Genomic DNA, 14,895 nt, shown 5'->3' with positions numbered 1-14,895 from the left:
TCGGCTCAGCCCTCCCGTGCCGCGGCGCACACGGCCCTGCAGATCCGTGCCACGTCCTCGTCGCCCGTGACGTACGGCGGCATCGTGTAGACGAGGTCGCGGAACGGCCGCAGCCATACGCCCTCGCGCACGGCCGCCCGGGTCGCCGCCACTATGTCCACCTCGTGGTCGAGCTGGACGACCCCGATCGCGCCCAGGACGCGCACGTCCACCACCCCGGCGATGCCGGAGGCGGCGGCGAGCCCGGAGCGCAGGCCCGCGCCGATCCGCGCCACCTCGCCCTCCCAGTCCTGCCCGAGCAGCAGATCCACGGAGGCCGAGGCCACCGACGCGGCCAGCGGATTGCCCATGAACGTCGGCCCGTGCGCCAGCACCGGCACCTCGCCGCTGGAGATGCCCTCGGCCACCCGGGTGGTGCACAGCGTCGCCGCCAGCGTGAGATAACCGCCGGTCAGCGCCTTGCCGAGACACATGGCATCCGGTGAGATCCCGGCGTGCCCGGCGGCGAACAGCGTGCCCGTACGCCCGAAACCGGTCGCGATCTCGTCGAGGACCAGCAGGACGTCGTGCTCGTCGCACGCCTCGCGCAGCACCCGCAGATAGGCGGGGGAGTGGAACCGCATCCCGCCGGCCCCCTGCACCACCGGCTCCACGATGACCGCCGCGAGCTCGTGGGCGTGCGCGGCGATCAGCTCCCGCAGGTGCGTCACATAGGCGGCGTCCGGCTCGGCGTCGAAGCCGTCCGGCGGGGCGTCGGCGAAGACCTGCCGGGGCAGGGCGCCCGACCACAGCTGGTGCATCCCGCCCTCCGGGTCGCACACGGACATCGGCTGCCAGGTGTCCCCGTGGTAGCCGCCGCGCCAGGTCAGCAGCCGGCGCTTGGCCGGACGCCCGGCCGAACGCCAGAACTGCAGGCACATCTTGACCGCGACCTCCACGGAGACGGACCCCGAGTCGGCGAGGAAGACGTGCCGGAGCGGCTCGGGGGTGATCTCCACCAGCCGGGTCGCCAGCCGGACGGCGGGCTCATGGGTGAGCCCGCCGAACATCACATGGCTCATCCGGTCCAGCTGGCCGCGTGCGGCCTCGTTGAGGACCGGGTGGTTGTAACCGTGCACCGCCGACCACCAGGAGGACATGCCGTCCACCAACTCGCGCCTGCCCTCGACGGGTTCGGCGAGCCGGAGCCGTACGCCGGAGGCCGACTCCACGATCAGCGGCTCCTGCCGGCCGGGCATCGGACCGTACGGGTGCCAGACGTGCGCGCGGTCCAGCGCCCGCAGTTCGTCGGGCGTGTACGGCTTCGGCGCGGCGGGCTCCGGGGTGGATCCGGCGGCGTACGGCTCAGGCATTGGGCGCGAGATCCGTTCCCGCACCGCGACGGCGCACCGCCACCAGATCCGTACGCGCCACGCCGCCCGCGTCCGTACGCGCGACCGGTCCGTCGGCCTCGGCGTCGGCGTTCGCGACGGCCGCGGGCTCCTGCTCCCCGTGGCCACCGCACGGCCCGCAGCCCCCGCCACCGTGCGAACCGCAGCCGCCGGCTCCGGAGGCCTCGTGCGATCCGCAGCCGGATCCCGCCGAGGCGTCCCGCGTACCGCAACCGCCCGCCAGGGCGTCGGCCCGGTGGCGCGGCAGCGTCGTCGTGCCCGCCCCCTCCACCTCGAAACCGGCGTCCGCGATCATGTCCAGGTCGGTCTGGCCGGCCTGGCCCTCGCTCGTCAGGTAGTCGCCCAGGAAGATGGAGTTGACCAGGTGGAGCGCCAGCGGCTGCATCGAGCGCAGATGCACCTCACGGCCGCCCGCGAGCCGCACCTCGACGTCGGGGCAGACGAAGCGGACCATCGCCAGGATGCGCAGGCAGCGCTGCGGGGTGAGGTTCCACTCCTTGGCGAGCGGCGTGCCCTCGAACGGGATGAGGAAGTTCACCGGCACCGAGTCCGGGTCCAGGTCCCGCAGCGCGAACACGACGTCGACCAGGTCCTTGTCGCTCTCGCCCATCCCGGCGATCAGCCCGGAACACGCCGAGAGCCCGGCCGCCTGGGCCTGCTGCACGGTCTCCACCCGGTCCGCGTACGTGTGGGTGGTGGTGATCGCCCCGTACGTCTCCTCGGACGTGTTGAGGTTGTGGTTGTACGCGTCGGCGCCCGCCGAACGCAGCCGGTCGGCCTGTCCGTCGGTGAGGAGACCGAGGCAGGCACAGACCTCGATGCCCTCGTTCTCCTCCTTGATCGCCTCGATGGTCTTCGAGACCCGGTCGACGTCCCGGTCCGTCGGGCCGCGCCCGCTCGCCACCAGGCAGACCCGCTTGGCGCCGCCCGCCACCCCGGCGGCGGCGGCCTTGGACGCCTCGTCCGGCTTCAGCCAGGTGTACTTGAGGATCCCGGCCTTCGAACCGAGCCGCTGCGAGCAGTAGGAGCAGTCCTCGGGGCAGAGCCCCGACTTCAGGTTGACCAGATAGTTGAGCTTGACGCGCCGCCCGAACCACTGACGGCGCACCTTCCCGGCGGCGGTCACCACGTCGAGCAGCTCGTCGTCGGAGGTCGCCAGAACGGCGAGCGCTTCTTCGCGGGTCGGCAGTTCGCGCCGCAGCCCCTTGTCCACCAGCGTGTTCAGCAGGTCCATGGAAGATGATCCTTGCTTACCGCACCGCCTCCAGCCAAGGAGGAACCAGACAGGAGACCCCGGCGAGGGTGTGTGTATTGCCACACCCTGACCTGCTGCGCACCCGGCTAGGGTCTGTTGGCTGCCTACAAAGAGAGGGACCCGCCCCATGTCCTTCGCCCCGTTCGACTGGATCGACGCCGAGGCCCGCAGGCGGGCCGACGCCGGACTCGTACGCACGCTGCGTCCGCGCGACGCCGAGCCGGAGCTGCTGGACCTCGCGAGCAACGACTACCTGGGCCTCACCCGGCACCCGGAGGTCACCGCCGCCGCGGCCTCCGCCGCCCGCCGCTGGGGAGCGGGCGCCACCGGATCCCGGCTGGTCACCGGCTCCACCGCCCTGCACGCCGAACTCGAACGGGAGCTGGCCGCGTTCTGCGGGTTCGAGGCGGCCCTCGTGCTCTCCTCCGGGTACGCGGCCAACCTGGCCGCGTTGACCGCGCTGTCCGGGCGCGGCTCCCTCATCGTCTCCGACGCGGGCAACCACGCCTCGATCGTGGACGGCTGCCGGCTCTCCCGTGCCGAGACCGCCGTTGTGCCGCACGCCGACCCGGACGCGGTCGCCAAGGCGCTCGGGGCGCACGACGGGCGGGCCCTCGCCGTCACCGACTCGGTCTTCTCCGTCGACGGCGACGCCGCCCCGCTTCCCGCGCTGGCCGAGGTCTGCCGCTCCGCGAACGCCGCCCTGCTGGTCGACGACGCCCATGGTCTCGGCGTCCTGGGCGACGGCGGCCGCGGAGCACTCGCGGCGGCCGGACTGGCGGGCGGCGAGGGGACCGTGGCGACCCTCACCCTGTCCAAGTCCCTGGGCAGCCAGGGCGGAGCGGTCCTGGGGCCCGCCCGGGTCATCGAGCACCTCGTCAACACGGCCCGTACGTTCATCTTCGACACCGGACTCGCCCCGGCGGCGGCCGGCGGCGCGCTCGGCGCCCTCGGAGTGCTGCGCCGGGAGCCCGAACGGGCGGCCCGCGCCCGGGAGGTCGCCGCCTCGCTGTACGGGAAGCTCACCGCCGCCGGGCTGACCGCGGTCCGGCCCGACGCGGCCGTCGTCTCCGTCCGCGCGCCCTCGGCGGACGCGGCGGTGCGCTGGGCGGCCGACTGCCGTGCGGCCGGGATGGCGGTCGGCTGCTTCCGCCCGCCGTCGGTTCCGGACGGCGTCTCCCGGCTGCGGCTGACCGCGCGCGCCGACCTGACCGAGGAGCAGATCACGACCGCGGTGGCCACGATCGTCGCCACCGCCCCCCGGCAGGCGGCCGCGGACCTCAGCTGACGTGCCGTGGACCGGTTCCGTCCGGCCCGGATCCGTCCGGGGCGAGTCCGGTCACGAACGTGGTCCAGGCCGCCGCCGAGAAACGCAGTGGCGGCCGGTCCACGTCCTTCGAATCCCGTACGGCGAGGAGCGCGTCGCCGAGCCGCGCGGTCTCCACGCAGTTGTTCATCCCGGTCGAGCGGCTGCTGCGCCGCCACGGTGCGGCGGGCGGACTCACGGACGACGACGGCGGCGGTGCAACGGGCGGTGCGAGTCGGTCCGACATGGCGGCGGCCCCCTTAGCTGCGTCTGAAGCTGCGTCTGATCTCGGTGATGAGGTCCTGCGACCGCTCGGGCGACAACGCGTGAGCCTGCAAGGTGCGGAAGGCCGAGCTGTACGCCTCCAGGTCTTCTCTTCGCTCCAGATAGAGGCTACTCGTCAAGTGGTCAAGAACGACCACGTCCAGATCAGAAATGTTCGGAAAGGAGAAAATAACGAAAGGGCCGGTGAGCCCGATGTACCCGCCGACCGAGAACGGCAGCAACTGGAGCTGCACATGCGGCAGTTGGGACACCTGGATCAGATGATGCAACTGATCCCGCATCACCTCGGGACCGCCCACCTCGCGATGGAGCACCGCCTCGTCCAGCACGGCGGTGAACCGCAGCGGCGGGCTCGCGCGCAGCACCCGCTGACGGGTCAGCCGGACCTCGACCAGGGAGTCGAGCCGGCCGTCCGGTAACCCGTCCAAGGAGGCGCGGGTCACGGCCCGGGCGTACCCGGCGGTCTGGAGCAGTCCCGGCACCACCGAGGTCTCCAGGGTGCGGACCGTACTGGCCTGCGACTCCAGGCTGATGAAGTCGCGGTACTGCGGTGGGATCAGCCCCCGGTAGGCGTGCCACCAGCCCGAACCGCCGCCGCCCGCCGACCCCGCGAGGACTTCGAGCAGCGAGCGCAACTGGGTGTCGCGCACCGCGTAGACGTCCAGCAGCCGCGACACATCGGCAGGCGTCACCCCGCTCGCGCCCGTTTCGATACGGCTCACCTTCGACTGGTGCCAGCCGAGCAGCCGCGCCGCGTCCCGGCTGGTCAGCCCGGAGGCGTGGCGCAGGCTCCGCAGCTCCTCACCGAGCTTGCGCCGCCGGACGACGGGGCCGTGCAGCATGCCGGTCTCCTTCTCTGCTGTCGGGAAGGGCCGGTCCGTCGCCGGAGCGGCCCGCAGAGGGGCCAGTGTGCCGTCCGTCCACGCCGTGCGGGTCCTGAATTCACCGCTTCGAGCGACAGATATATGCATATCTTGGCCGAACGCCGTTACAGGGAGCTGCATCAATGGCAGTCTGGCGCGAAGCACAATCCTGGCCGACCGCCGGTCGGCCGGGGCGGGAAAGGGACGGCGTCGCCATGGCAGACCATCAGGAAGCAACCGTCACTCTGCCGAGCGATCCGGCCTCGGTCTCCTCGGCCCGCAGATATGTCGCCAGGACCCTGGCCGAATGGGGCCTGCCCGACGACACCGAGTTCGCCGACACCATCCGGCTGATCATCTCGGAGCTGGCCACCAACGCCGTCCAGCACACCTTCGGCCAGTCGCCCACCTTCACCGTGGATCTGCGCCTCGAACGCGACGAGGAGCTGTACGTCGGCGTCACGGACAGTCACCCTCGCTGGCCCCAGCGACTGCCCGCCGCGGTACGGCAGGACAACGGCCGGGGCATGGTCATCATCCGGGCGCTGGCCAAGGAGCGCGGCGGACGGCTCCAGGTCACCCCGACCGCCGAGGGCGGCAAGACGGTCTGGATCGCACTCCCGTGGGTCGTCCCGGTCCAGGGCTGATCCCGGAGCAGCCCGGGGCCGCCCCCGCCCCGCAGAGCCGGCGGCGGGGGCAGGTCCAGGGCTGATCAGCCCTGCGGGGGCCGGTTCGCCGCCTGGGCCGTGCTTCCCCGGCCGAATCCGCTGCGCAGCAGTGCGAGCAGCGTCGCGGCCGCGGCGGTCGACCGCTCGCCCCGGTGCACGACCGAGATGGTCCGGCGGAACGAGGCCGGCTCCAGCCGCCGGACCGACAGCGGGGCCGCCGCCATCGAGGCGACCATCTCCGGCACCACCGCCACCCCGAGCCCCGCGCTGACCAGCGCGCACACCAGCGCGTACCCGGGCGACTCGCAGACCACCGCGGGCGTCGCCCCGGCCTCGGCGAGCGCGTTCTCGACGCCGCGCCGGGGCGGATGGGTGGGCGCGCTGCTGATCAGCGGACGCCCGGCCAGTTCGGTGACCGGCAGCCGTCCGGTGCCCTCGGCGAGCCGGTGGCCCACCGAGGTGACCAGCACCAGCTCCTCGACCAGCAGGGGTTCGACGAGAACGCCCACCGGCGTGGGACCCGTCGTCGCCGGTTCGTAGGCGTGCGTCAGGGCGAGGTCCACCTCGCCCGCGACCACCGCGGCGATCCCGCCGGGCGGCTCGTAGTCGGCGACGGCCAGCTCGACCTCCGGATGAGCCCGCCGGAACGCGCTCAGGACCGGCGGCAGCAGATGGATCCCGGCCGTCGTGAACGTGCCCACCCGCAGTCTGCCGCCCGAGAGCCCGGCCAGCTGCGCCAGCTCGTGCCGCGCCTGGTCCAGTTCGTCCAGGACCCGCCGGGCCCGGCCCGCCAGCAGCTCGCCCGCCGCCGTCAGCCGCGCCCCGCGATGGTGGCGCACCAGCAGCGCCGCCCCGGCCTCCCGTTCCAGCTTGGCGAGCTGCTGGGAGAGCGCGGGCGCGGTGTAGCCCAGGCGGGCGGCGGCCCGGGTGATCGAACCGGCCTCCGCCACCGCCACGAGTGCCGCGAGCCGTGTCGGGTCGTACATGAAAGCATTCCTTTAGGCAGACCCAGAAGATTGCAAGTACACGCTAAAGGCTCCGCAGGTCCAAGGTGGACCTCATGGACGCACAACTGATCGCCTTCACGGGGGTCGCCGCCGGTATGGTCGCGCTGCCCGGCGCCGACTTCACCGTCGTCGTACGCAACGCCCTGGCCTCGCGCACCGCCGGCCTGGCCACCGCGCTCGGCGTCGCCGGAGGTCTGCTGGTGCACACCGCGCTCGCGGTCGCCGGACTCGCCGCGGTGCTCGTGACGATGCCGGTGCTCTTCCGCACCGTCCAGCTGCTCGGCGGCGCGTACGTGCTCTACCTCGGGATCAGCGCGCTGTACGCGATCCGGCGTCGCCGCCCGGGGAGCGGCGACGCGGCGCCCGAGGACGCGCCGGGGCGGCCCGTGCCCCGGGAGTTCGGGCGCGCGCTGCGCCAGGGGTTCCTGACCAACGCGCTCAACCCGAAGGCCCCGGTCCTCTTCCTCAGCCTGTTGCCGCAGTTCGTGCCCCACGGTCAGCCGCCGCTGCCCAGGACCCTGCTGCTCGCGGCCCTCGTGGTGGTGCTGGCGCTGATCTGGTTTCCGGCCGTCGCCCTGCTCGTGGACCGGCTGGGCCGGTGGCTGCGCCGCCCGCGTACCGCCCGCGCCATCGAGGGCGGCAGCGGTGTGGCGCTCACCGGTCTGGGGCTCGCGCTGGTCACCGGCCCGCTGTTGCGCTGAGACCGGACGCCCTTTCCGCGAGGAGGAGCGTCCGCACGGAAAGAGCGTCCGGTCGGTGGGTCAGCGGACCCGTCCGTACCAGACGCTCTTGGACCAGATTTTCGCCAGTCGCACCACGTCCCCCGATTTGGGGGAGTGCCAGATCTTCCCGGCCCCGGCGTAGATGCCCACGTGGTAGACGCTGCGCCCCGAATGGAAGAAGACGAGGTCGCCGCGTTTGCGCTGCGACTTGGGGATATGGCGGGTCTTGTTGTACTGCTGCTGTGCGGTGCGGGGGAGCTTCTTCCCGGCCTTCTTGAACGAATACAGCGTCAGCCCCGAGCAGTCGAAGCGACTGGGGCCGGATGCTCCGTACTTGTAGGGAGCCCCCTTCTTCGACGCGGCGACCTTCAGGGCCTTCGTCGAGTGGGTGGCGGCCTCGGCGTCGCTCACCAGGCCGGGCGCCAGCATCGTGGACGTCACGGCCAGAGTGAGTACCGAGGCCGTGCCGACCCGGGCGAACAGAGACGGGACATGAACCTGCGCAGACATGCGCAACCCTTCGTCAGCCGCCTGTGAAGGATGACCTGTCGGGTTCGGGCTGGCGAAGTTGCCCGGCCGCTCGACGCGGCTTCACCCCGAGGGCTTCCCGGTCTCCCGGTCGGCCCGTTGTGCTCGGGTCCTCCACTCCTGCCGATCCACTTCTGTCGACCAGTCATCCGGGCGGCGGCAGGACTCGGCGTCCGCCCGGACCGCCCCGCCGCGGTGGCGGGGGCTTGTCGTCCCAGGGATCTTGACGCACCCGGTGCCGGATTTCCGAGCTGAAACGGCGGTTTGTGAGTCTCCTCACCACTGATCCATTCAGGTGGACAGGTCGGATTCGCGCTCGCCCGTGAGCCGGGCGCACACCCTCGCACCAGCGACGAAACGAAACATTTCGAGTACGGGTCGCGCGCGGAACGCAAGTTGGGCCGTCGCTCGCGCGGGTGATCGCCTACGCCGAACGAGCGAGGAAAAGTGATCGCGCGATCGGGCGTGTCGTGCGGCGGGTCGACCGGTCCGCTCCCGTAAGGCGCTCCCGGTGCGCCGGGCGCGTCGGTTCACCGAGGGTCAGTCACCGGCGGCGGCATCGCGACCCGGCCGGCCCTGCGCTCCCCGTCCAGGACCCGCAGGGCCCGCGCCAGGGTGGCGGCGTGGATCCGCGACTCGCCGCGCTCGTGCATCAGGGCCAGGGCGTCGCGCAGGGCCGCCGCCCGGGAGGCCAGGGCCTGGGCGGCCCGCAGCGCGCTGTAGGTGTCGCCGCCGTGGGCCGGATTGATCCGGCCCACCTGGTCGAGCACGGCCAGATAGCAGTCGACGAACTCGCCCTCGGCCCGCGTCAGTGCGGGCAGGGGCGGGAACTCGGGTGGTTCCATCGGCGGTTCACCTCACGTCGTACGCCGGCCGGGAGTGTCAGCGGTTCTCCACGACGTGGTCGACCAGCCCGTAGGCGAGGGCGGCCTTCGCGTCGAGGATGGTGTCGCGCTCGATGTCGGCGGTGATGCGCTCCGCGGTCTGCTCCGTGTGCCGGACCAGCATGGCCGCGAACATCTCGCGGGTGCGCACCAGTTCGCGCGCGTGGATCTCCAGGTCGGACGGCTGGCCCCGCATCGGCTCCTCCAGTGCGGGCTGCTGAATGACTACCCGCGCGCCGGGCAGCGCATGTCGCCGCCCCTTCGCCCCGGCCGCCAGCAGAGCCGCCGCGTAGGAGCCCGCCTGCCCCAGGCAGAAGGTCTCCACCTCACAGGTCAGGAACCGCATCGTGTCGTAGACCGCCGCCATCGCCTGGAACGAGCCGCCGGGGGAGTTGATGTAGAGCGACAGGGGCCGGTCCGGATCGGCGTGCTCCAGATACATGAGCTGGGCGACGAGGTCGCCCGCCGCCGTGTCGTCGATCGGGGTCCCGAGGAAGACGATCCGCTCGGACAGCAGCTTGGAGTACGGGTCCAGCGTCCCGGTCCCGGTCGCGGTGCGCTCGGTGAACTCGGGCAGTACGTAGCGGGCGGCGGGGCGGATCATGGCGTGCCTCTCTCGTGGAACCGGCCATCCGTCTGTCCGTCCGTCAGCCCGTCCGGCTGTGCGTAAAAAATGTACAGGACGTACAGAAGGTTATGATGGGGACTATGGCCTACGAGATTCCGGTGACGCAAGCACGGGCGGAGCTAGCCGAACTGATCAACCGCGTCGTCTACGGCGGTGAACGCGTTGTGGTGACGCGGCACGGCAAACCGCTCATCGCGCTGGTATCCGCCGCTGACCTGCAACGACTTGAAGCGGATGAGGCCGCTGCCGAGGAGCAGGTGATCAGCTCGGTCTCCTCGATCGGCTCCGCGCCATCCGCTCAGGGCGAACGGCGCAGGTTCGGCATCGCCGCCGAGCACCGCCCCCACGACGGCCGGGACACCTGACGCCCGACCGTCCCGTGACAGCACAGAGCCGGGCGCCCCTCCCGCGGGAGGGGCGCCCGGCTCGTTCGGTACGGACGCGGGCCCGGCGCTCAGCCGGTCAGAGCCGGCTCCCGGGCGGGCTCGGTCGGCCCTACCGGCTCGGCCGCAGCCGGTGCGCGGCGGGCGAGCAGCACCGCCGCCAGGCCGGACAGCGACCACAGCGAGAGCGTCAGCACCGCACCGCCCGCCGCACTGCCGTCGAAGAACGCGACCGAGCGCAGCAGCGAACCGCCCGCGCCCGGCGGAAGCCACTGGCCGATCGCGCCGACGGGCTCGGGCAGCAGCTGCGGTGCGCTGGTGACGCCGGAGAAGGAGTTGCCCAGCAGGACCATCAGCAGCGCGCCGATGCCGATGCCGCGCGGCCCGAACAGGGCGGCGAGCCCCGCCACCGCCGAACCGATGGCCAGCACGGTGAGCGCGAGCACGCCCGCCTCCGTCCACCAGTCGCCCGTGACCACGCCGAGCCAGCTGTGCGCCACGGCCGTGGCGGCGAGGCCCACCAGCGCGGCCGACCCGACGAGGGTCAGCGCGGCCCGCACCCCGCGCAGCCCCATCAGCGTGACGACGGCTCCGGCCGCCATGCCCGCCAGGGCCAGCGGCAGGACGCTCGCGCCGAGCGCGCTGCCCCGGGGGTCGCCGGGCGGCGCGGCGACCACATCGGTGACCTGGACCTGCGTGCCCTCCGGAGCGGACGCCGTCACGGCCTCGCGCAGCAGCTGGGAGACGACCGGGCTCGCCGCCGACGCGGTGAGCAGGTGCGGACCCTGCGGGGTGGCGACGACGGCTCCGTATACGACCCGGTCCTCGATCGCGGCGCGGGCGTCGGCCTCGTCGTCGAAGCGGTGCACCTCGAAGGCGCCGTCGCGCTGCTGGAACCGCTGCTCCAGCTGCTGGGCGGCCGGCGCCGCGCCCGCCACCCCGACCGGGAGGTCGCGCGGTGCGATCCGGGCGGCGGGCCAGGCGAAGGCCCAGAGGGCGAGCGTCACCATCAGCGGGATCAGCAGGACTACCGCCACCGCGCGGCGGTTGGGTGCGGTGGGCATGAGGGGCCTCGATTCGTGCGGCACAGCGGAAGATTTTGAGAGAAGGATCGTTCGTTTTACGGTCTGCTCCCACTGTCGGGACGTCGCGTTCGATTGTCAAGAAGGAATGTTCGTTTTAGATTGAGGTCATGGCTCGCGTATCCCAGGAACACCTCGACGCCCGCCGTCGCCAGATCCTCGACGGCGCGGCGCGCTGCTTCGCCCGCAACGGCTTCCACGGCACGTCCATGCAGGACGTCCTCAAGGAGGCGGGCCTGTCCGCCGGAGCGGTCTACCGCTACTTCCCGGGCAAGGAGGACATCATCGCGGCCATTACCGAGGAGACCTTCGGTGTCATTCGCGGCGCTTTCGAGGAAGCGGCCCGCACGGCGCCGCCGCCCACTCCGGACGCGCTGCTCGGCAAGGTGCTGGGCGGGGTGCTCGCGGGGCAGGTGCACGGACTGGAGCGCCGGATCTTCGCCGCGCTCGTCGTCCAGCTCTGGTCGGAGACGCTGCGCGACGAACGGCTCGCCGCGCTGCTCGACGAGGGGTACGCCACCATGCGCGTCGCCTGGGCGAAACTCGTCGACGCCTATCGCTCCGCCGGGATCCTGGAGAGCGACGTGCCCGCCGACCATGTGGCGCGAACGATGATCGCGACGGCGCAGGGCTTCATCGTGCAGGAGGCGCTCTTCGGGGACGTACGCCCGGAAGTGCCGGCGAACGGGTTGTGCGGGCTCATGTCCATGAACCCGCAAAAGATCAGTTAACGCAACGGAAAAACTTCCGCCCTAACGTGCAATGCATGGTCGCGAGACCGCCATCCCCGTTCAACGGATTGTTGAACGGGGATATGGTCCCGCTGCGTCCGGAGCCGGAGCCGGACGGAAGACGATGAGGTGGAAGCGTGCAACTGACCCCGCACGAGCAGGAACGTCTGCTCATCCATGTGGCCGCCGACGTGGCCGAGAAGCGCCGGGCACGCGGGCTGAAGCTCAATCACCCCGAGGCCGTCGCCCTGATCACCGCCCACCTCCTGGAAGGCGCCCGGGACGGCCGCACCGTCGCCGAACTCATGGCGTCCGGCCGCAAACTGCTCACCCGCGACGAGGTCATGGACGGCATCCCCGAGATGCTCCACGACGTCCAGGTCGAGGCCACCTTCCCCGACGGCACGAAGCTCGTCACCGTCCACGACCCGATCGTCTGACGGGGGAGCGCCGATGATTCCCGGAGAGATCCTGTACGGCGACGGGGACATCCCCCTCAACGAGGGGCGGGCGGTCACCCGCCTCACCGTCCTCAACGCCGCCGACCGCCCCGTCCAGGTCGGCTCCCACTACCACTTCGCCGAGGCCAACCCCGGACTGCGCTTCGACCGCGCCGCCGCGCACGGTCTGCGGCTGAACATCGCGGCCGGCACAGCGGTCCGCTTCGAACCCGGCATCCCCGCCGACGTCGAACTCGTCCCCCTCGCCGGCCGCCGCGTCGTCCCCGGCCTGCGCGGCGAAACCGGAGGTGCCCTCGATGCCTGACCTCAAGCGAGCGGTGTACGCCGACCTGTTCGGCCCCACCACCGGCGACCGGATCCGGCTCGCCGACACCGATCTGCTCGTCGAGATCGAGGAGGACCGCTCCGGCGGCCCCGGACACGCGGGCGACGAGGCGGTGTTCGGCGGCGGCAAGGTGATCCGGGAGTCGATGGGTCAGGCCCGCACCACCCGGGCCGAAGGCGCGCCCGACACCGTCATCACCGGGGCCGTCGTCATCGACCACTGGGGCATCGTCAAGGCCGACATCGGCATCCGGGACGGCCGGATCACCGGCATCGGCAAGGCCGGCAACCCGGACACCATGGACGGCGTCCACCCCGACCTGGTGATCGGCCCCGAGACCGAGATCATCGCGGGCAACGGGAAGCTGCTCACCGCCGGAGCGGTCGACGCCCATGTCCACTTCATCTCGCCCACCCTCGTCGACCAGGCGCTCTCCAGCGGCATCACCACCCTCGTCGGCGGCGGCACCGGCCCCGCCGAGGGCACCAAGGCCACCACCATCACCCCCGGACCCTGGCACCTCGCCCGGATGTTCGAGGCGCTGGAAACCTTCCCGGTCAACATCGGGCTGCTCGGCAAGGGCAACACGATGTCGCAGGACGCCATGCACTCCCAACTGCGCGGCGGCGCACTGGGATTCAAGATCCATGAGGACTGGGGCGCCACGCCCGCGGTCATCGACGCCTGCCTCACCGTCTGCGAGCGGACCGGCGCACAGCTGGCCATCCACACGGACACCCTCAACGAGGCCGGGTTCGTCGCCGACACCCTCGCCGCCATCGCCGGCCGGACGATCCACGCGTACCACACCGAAGGAGCGGGCGGCGGGCACGCGCCCGACATCATCAGCGTGGTCTCCGAGCCGTACGTCCTGCCCAGCTCGACCAACCCCACCCGGCCGCACACCGTCAACACCATCGAGGAACACCTCGACATGCTGATGGTCTGCCACCACCTGAACCCCGCCGTCCCCGAGGACCTGGCCTTCGCGGAGTCCCGGATCCGACCCTCCACCATCGCGGCCGAGGACATCCTGCACGACCTCGGCGCCATCTCGATCATCTCCTCCGACTCCCAGGCCATGGGCCGCATCGGCGAGGTGATCCTGCGAACCTGGCAGACCGCCCATGTGATGAAGAAGCGGCGCGGAGCCCTGCCCGGCGACGGCCGGGCCGACAACCACCGGGTCCGTCGCTATGTCGCCAAATACACCATCAACCCGGCCGTCGCCCAGGGCATGGGCGGCGAGATCGGCTCCGTGGAGACCGGCAAGCTCGCCGACCTCGTCCTCTGGGACCCGGCGTTCTTCGGCGTCAAGCCGCAGACCGTCATCAAGGGCGGGCAGATCGCGTACGCGCAGATGGGCGACGCCAACGCCTCCATCCCGACGCCCCAGCCGGTCATGCCCCGGCCGATGTTCGGCGCCCTGGGGCGGGCGGCGGCCCACAGCTCGTTCAACTTCGTCTCCACCGCCGCGATCGAGGACGGACTGCCCGAACGGCTCGCCCTGGACAAGCGGTTCGTGCCGATCACCAGCACCCGGGGGGTCACCAAGGCGGACATGCGGGAGAACGACGCCGTGCCACAGGTCCACGTCGACCCGGACAGCTTCGCCGTCACCATCGACGGCGATCCGGTCGAGCCCGCACCGGCGGCGGAACTGCCCATGGCCCAGCGCTACTTCCTCTTCTGAGAGCCGGTCGCAGCCATGTCACGCGCAGCTCTCCTCGTCCTCGCCGACGGTCGGTTCCCCGCCGGGGGCCACGCCCACTCCGGCGGCGCCGAACCGGCCGTCGCCGAAGGCCGCGTCCGGGACGCCGACTCCCTCGCCGCCTTCTGCCGGGGCCGGCTGCACACCGCGGGCCTCACCGCCGCCGCCCTCGCCGCGGCGGCGGCCCACGGCCTCGACCCGCTCGCCCTGGACGAGGCCGCCGACGCCCGTACGCCCTCGCCGGCCCTGCGGGCCACCGCCCGGAAGCTGGGCCGGCAGATGATGCGGGCCGCCCGCGCCACCTGGCCGAGCCCCGAACTGGACGCGCTCGCCACGGCCCGGCCGCGCGGCGCCCACCAGCCCGTCGTCCTCGGACTCACCGCACGGGCGGCGGGCCTGGGCCCCGTGGACGCCGCGCACTGTGTCGCGTACGAGACCGTCAGCGGCCCCGCCACCGCCGTCGTCCGCCTCCTCTCCCTCGACCCCTTCCACGCCACCGCCGTCCTGGCCCGGCTCGCCCCCGAGCTGGACCGGGTCGCCGAACAGGCCGCCGAGGCCGCCCGGCAGGGCATCGACGCCCTGCCCGCCGCCTCCGCGCCGCTCCTCGACATCACCGCCGAGGCCCACGCCGCCTGGCCGGTCCGCCTGTTCGCCTCATAGCCCTT

The 14,895-nt window shown here is 72.3% G+C and carries 18 protein-coding genes and 1 riboswitch; of the genes, 9 read left to right on the top strand and 9 right to left on the bottom strand.

The window, feature by feature from the left end:
* Positions 1 to 5 precede the first annotated feature (5 nt).
* On the bottom strand, positions 6 to 1,352 hold the full coding sequence (locus ACSMXR_RS03465) for an adenosylmethionine--8-amino-7-oxononanoate transaminase (protein ID WP_473171206.1): 1,347 nt from the start codon (positions 1,350 to 1,352) through the stop codon (positions 6 to 8).
* Positions 1,345 to 2,625, bottom strand: a complete 1,281-nt coding sequence (gene bioB / locus ACSMXR_RS03460; protein ID WP_381796477.1) for a biotin synthase BioB — start codon at positions 2,623 to 2,625, stop codon at positions 1,345 to 1,347. The genes ACSMXR_RS03465 and bioB overlap by 8 nt, the downstream gene beginning before the upstream one ends.
* Before the next feature lie 148 nt (positions 2,626 to 2,773).
* Here bioB and ACSMXR_RS03455 point away from each other — a divergent pair, with 148 nt between their 5' ends.
* Positions 2,774 to 3,934, top strand: a complete 1,161-nt coding sequence (locus tag ACSMXR_RS03455) for an 8-amino-7-oxononanoate synthase (RefSeq protein ID WP_381796479.1) — start codon at positions 2,774 to 2,776, stop codon at positions 3,932 to 3,934.
* Here ACSMXR_RS03455 and ACSMXR_RS03450 read toward each other — a convergent pair.
* A complete protein-coding gene (locus ACSMXR_RS03450; protein WP_381796481.1) occupies positions 3,927 to 4,199 on the bottom strand; it encodes a DUF397 domain-containing protein in 273 nt (90 codons plus the stop codon). The two genes, ACSMXR_RS03455 and ACSMXR_RS03450, sit on opposite strands and share 8 nt — an antisense overlap.
* A gap of 13 nt (positions 4,200 to 4,212) precedes the next feature.
* Positions 4,213 to 5,079, bottom strand: coding sequence for a helix-turn-helix domain-containing protein (locus ACSMXR_RS03445; protein ID WP_030081302.1), 867 nt, complete (start codon positions 5,077 to 5,079; stop codon positions 4,213 to 4,215).
* A 236-nt stretch (positions 5,080 to 5,315) separates the two neighbouring features.
* Between ACSMXR_RS03445 and ACSMXR_RS03440 the strand changes: the two genes are divergently transcribed.
* On the top strand, positions 5,316 to 5,747 hold the full coding sequence (locus tag ACSMXR_RS03440) for an ATP-binding protein (RefSeq protein ID WP_137231444.1): 432 nt from the start codon (positions 5,316 to 5,318) through the stop codon (positions 5,745 to 5,747).
* A 65-nt stretch (positions 5,748 to 5,812) separates the two neighbouring features.
* On the opposite strand, the gene ACSMXR_RS03435 is transcribed toward ACSMXR_RS03440, so the two are convergent.
* The gene (locus ACSMXR_RS03435; protein WP_381796483.1) at positions 5,813 to 6,754 is read right to left on the bottom strand and encodes a LysR family transcriptional regulator; all 942 of its coding nucleotides are present in this window, start codon (positions 6,752 to 6,754) and stop codon (positions 5,813 to 5,815) included.
* A gap of 74 nt (positions 6,755 to 6,828) precedes the next feature.
* Here ACSMXR_RS03435 and ACSMXR_RS03430 point away from each other — a divergent pair, with 74 nt between their 5' ends.
* Complete coding sequence (locus ACSMXR_RS03430; protein ID WP_218526874.1) at positions 6,829 to 7,476, top strand: LysE family translocator; 648 nt, start codon at positions 6,829 to 6,831, stop codon at positions 7,474 to 7,476.
* 60 nt (positions 7,477 to 7,536) lie between these two features.
* Here the strand turns inward: ACSMXR_RS03430 and ACSMXR_RS03425 are convergent, their stop codons facing one another.
* The 3 genes from ACSMXR_RS03425 to ACSMXR_RS03415 all read right to left on the bottom strand — a co-directional run bounded on the left by ACSMXR_RS03425 (position 7,537) and on the right by ACSMXR_RS03415 (position 9,513).
* Entirely contained in the window at positions 7,537 to 8,007 is a 471-nt protein-coding gene (locus ACSMXR_RS03425; protein ID WP_030081314.1) for a C40 family peptidase, read from the bottom strand.
* 3 nt (positions 8,008 to 8,010) lie between these two features.
* Positions 8,011 to 8,175: riboswitch (cyclic di-AMP (ydaO/yuaA leader) on the bottom strand.
* A 380-nt stretch (positions 8,176 to 8,555) separates the two neighbouring features.
* Positions 8,556 to 8,870: a hypothetical protein gene (locus tag ACSMXR_RS03420; protein WP_137231447.1), complete on the bottom strand. Its 315-nt coding sequence runs from the start codon at positions 8,868 to 8,870 to the stop codon at positions 8,556 to 8,558.
* A gap of 37 nt (positions 8,871 to 8,907) precedes the next feature.
* On the bottom strand, positions 8,908 to 9,513 hold the full coding sequence (locus ACSMXR_RS03415; RefSeq protein ID WP_381796485.1) for an ATP-dependent Clp protease proteolytic subunit: 606 nt from the start codon (positions 9,511 to 9,513) through the stop codon (positions 8,908 to 8,910).
* Positions 9,514 to 9,617: 104 nt separating this feature from the next.
* On the opposite strand from ACSMXR_RS03415, the gene ACSMXR_RS03410 reads away from it, so the two are divergent.
* Positions 9,618 to 9,902: a type II toxin-antitoxin system Phd/YefM family antitoxin gene (locus ACSMXR_RS03410; RefSeq protein ID WP_030081320.1), complete on the top strand. Its 285-nt coding sequence runs from the start codon at positions 9,618 to 9,620 to the stop codon at positions 9,900 to 9,902.
* 89 nt (positions 9,903 to 9,991) lie between these two features.
* On the opposite strand, the gene ACSMXR_RS03405 is transcribed toward ACSMXR_RS03410, so the two are convergent.
* Entirely contained in the window at positions 9,992 to 10,984 is a 993-nt protein-coding gene (locus ACSMXR_RS03405; protein ID WP_473171205.1) for an ABC transporter permease, read from the bottom strand.
* Between the two features lie 128 nt (positions 10,985 to 11,112).
* Here ACSMXR_RS03405 and ACSMXR_RS03400 point away from each other — a divergent pair, with 128 nt between their 5' ends.
* The 5 genes from ACSMXR_RS03400 to ACSMXR_RS03380 all read left to right on the top strand — a co-directional run bounded on the left by ACSMXR_RS03400 (position 11,113) and on the right by ACSMXR_RS03380 (position 14,890).
* Entirely contained in the window at positions 11,113 to 11,733 is a 621-nt protein-coding gene (locus tag ACSMXR_RS03400) for a TetR/AcrR family transcriptional regulator (protein WP_381796489.1), read from the top strand.
* Positions 11,734 to 11,870: 137 nt separating this feature from the next.
* Complete coding sequence (locus ACSMXR_RS03395) at positions 11,871 to 12,173, top strand: urease subunit gamma (protein ID WP_030081323.1); 303 nt, start codon at positions 11,871 to 11,873, stop codon at positions 12,171 to 12,173.
* A gap of 13 nt (positions 12,174 to 12,186) precedes the next feature.
* Positions 12,187 to 12,498 carry an urease subunit beta gene (locus tag ACSMXR_RS03390; protein WP_044369300.1) on the top strand — a complete coding sequence of 104 codons (312 nt, stop codon included), beginning with the start codon at positions 12,187 to 12,189 and terminating at the stop codon, positions 12,496 to 12,498.
* On the top strand, positions 12,491 to 14,212 hold the full coding sequence (locus ACSMXR_RS03385; RefSeq protein WP_376188893.1) for an urease subunit alpha: 1,722 nt from the start codon (positions 12,491 to 12,493) through the stop codon (positions 14,210 to 14,212). Before ACSMXR_RS03390 ends, ACSMXR_RS03385 begins: the two co-directional genes overlap by 8 nt.
* 15 nt (positions 14,213 to 14,227) lie before the next feature.
* A complete protein-coding gene (locus ACSMXR_RS03380) occupies positions 14,228 to 14,890 on the top strand; it encodes an urease accessory protein UreF (protein ID WP_218526880.1) in 663 nt (220 codons plus the stop codon).
* Positions 14,891 to 14,895 lie beyond the last annotated feature (5 nt).

The sequence above is a fragment of the Streptomyces sp. DSM 106670 genome (assembly GCF_055792845.1).
The sequence above is the reverse complement of the archived record's forward strand: the minus strand, read 5'-3'. Positions and strand labels throughout refer to the sequence as shown.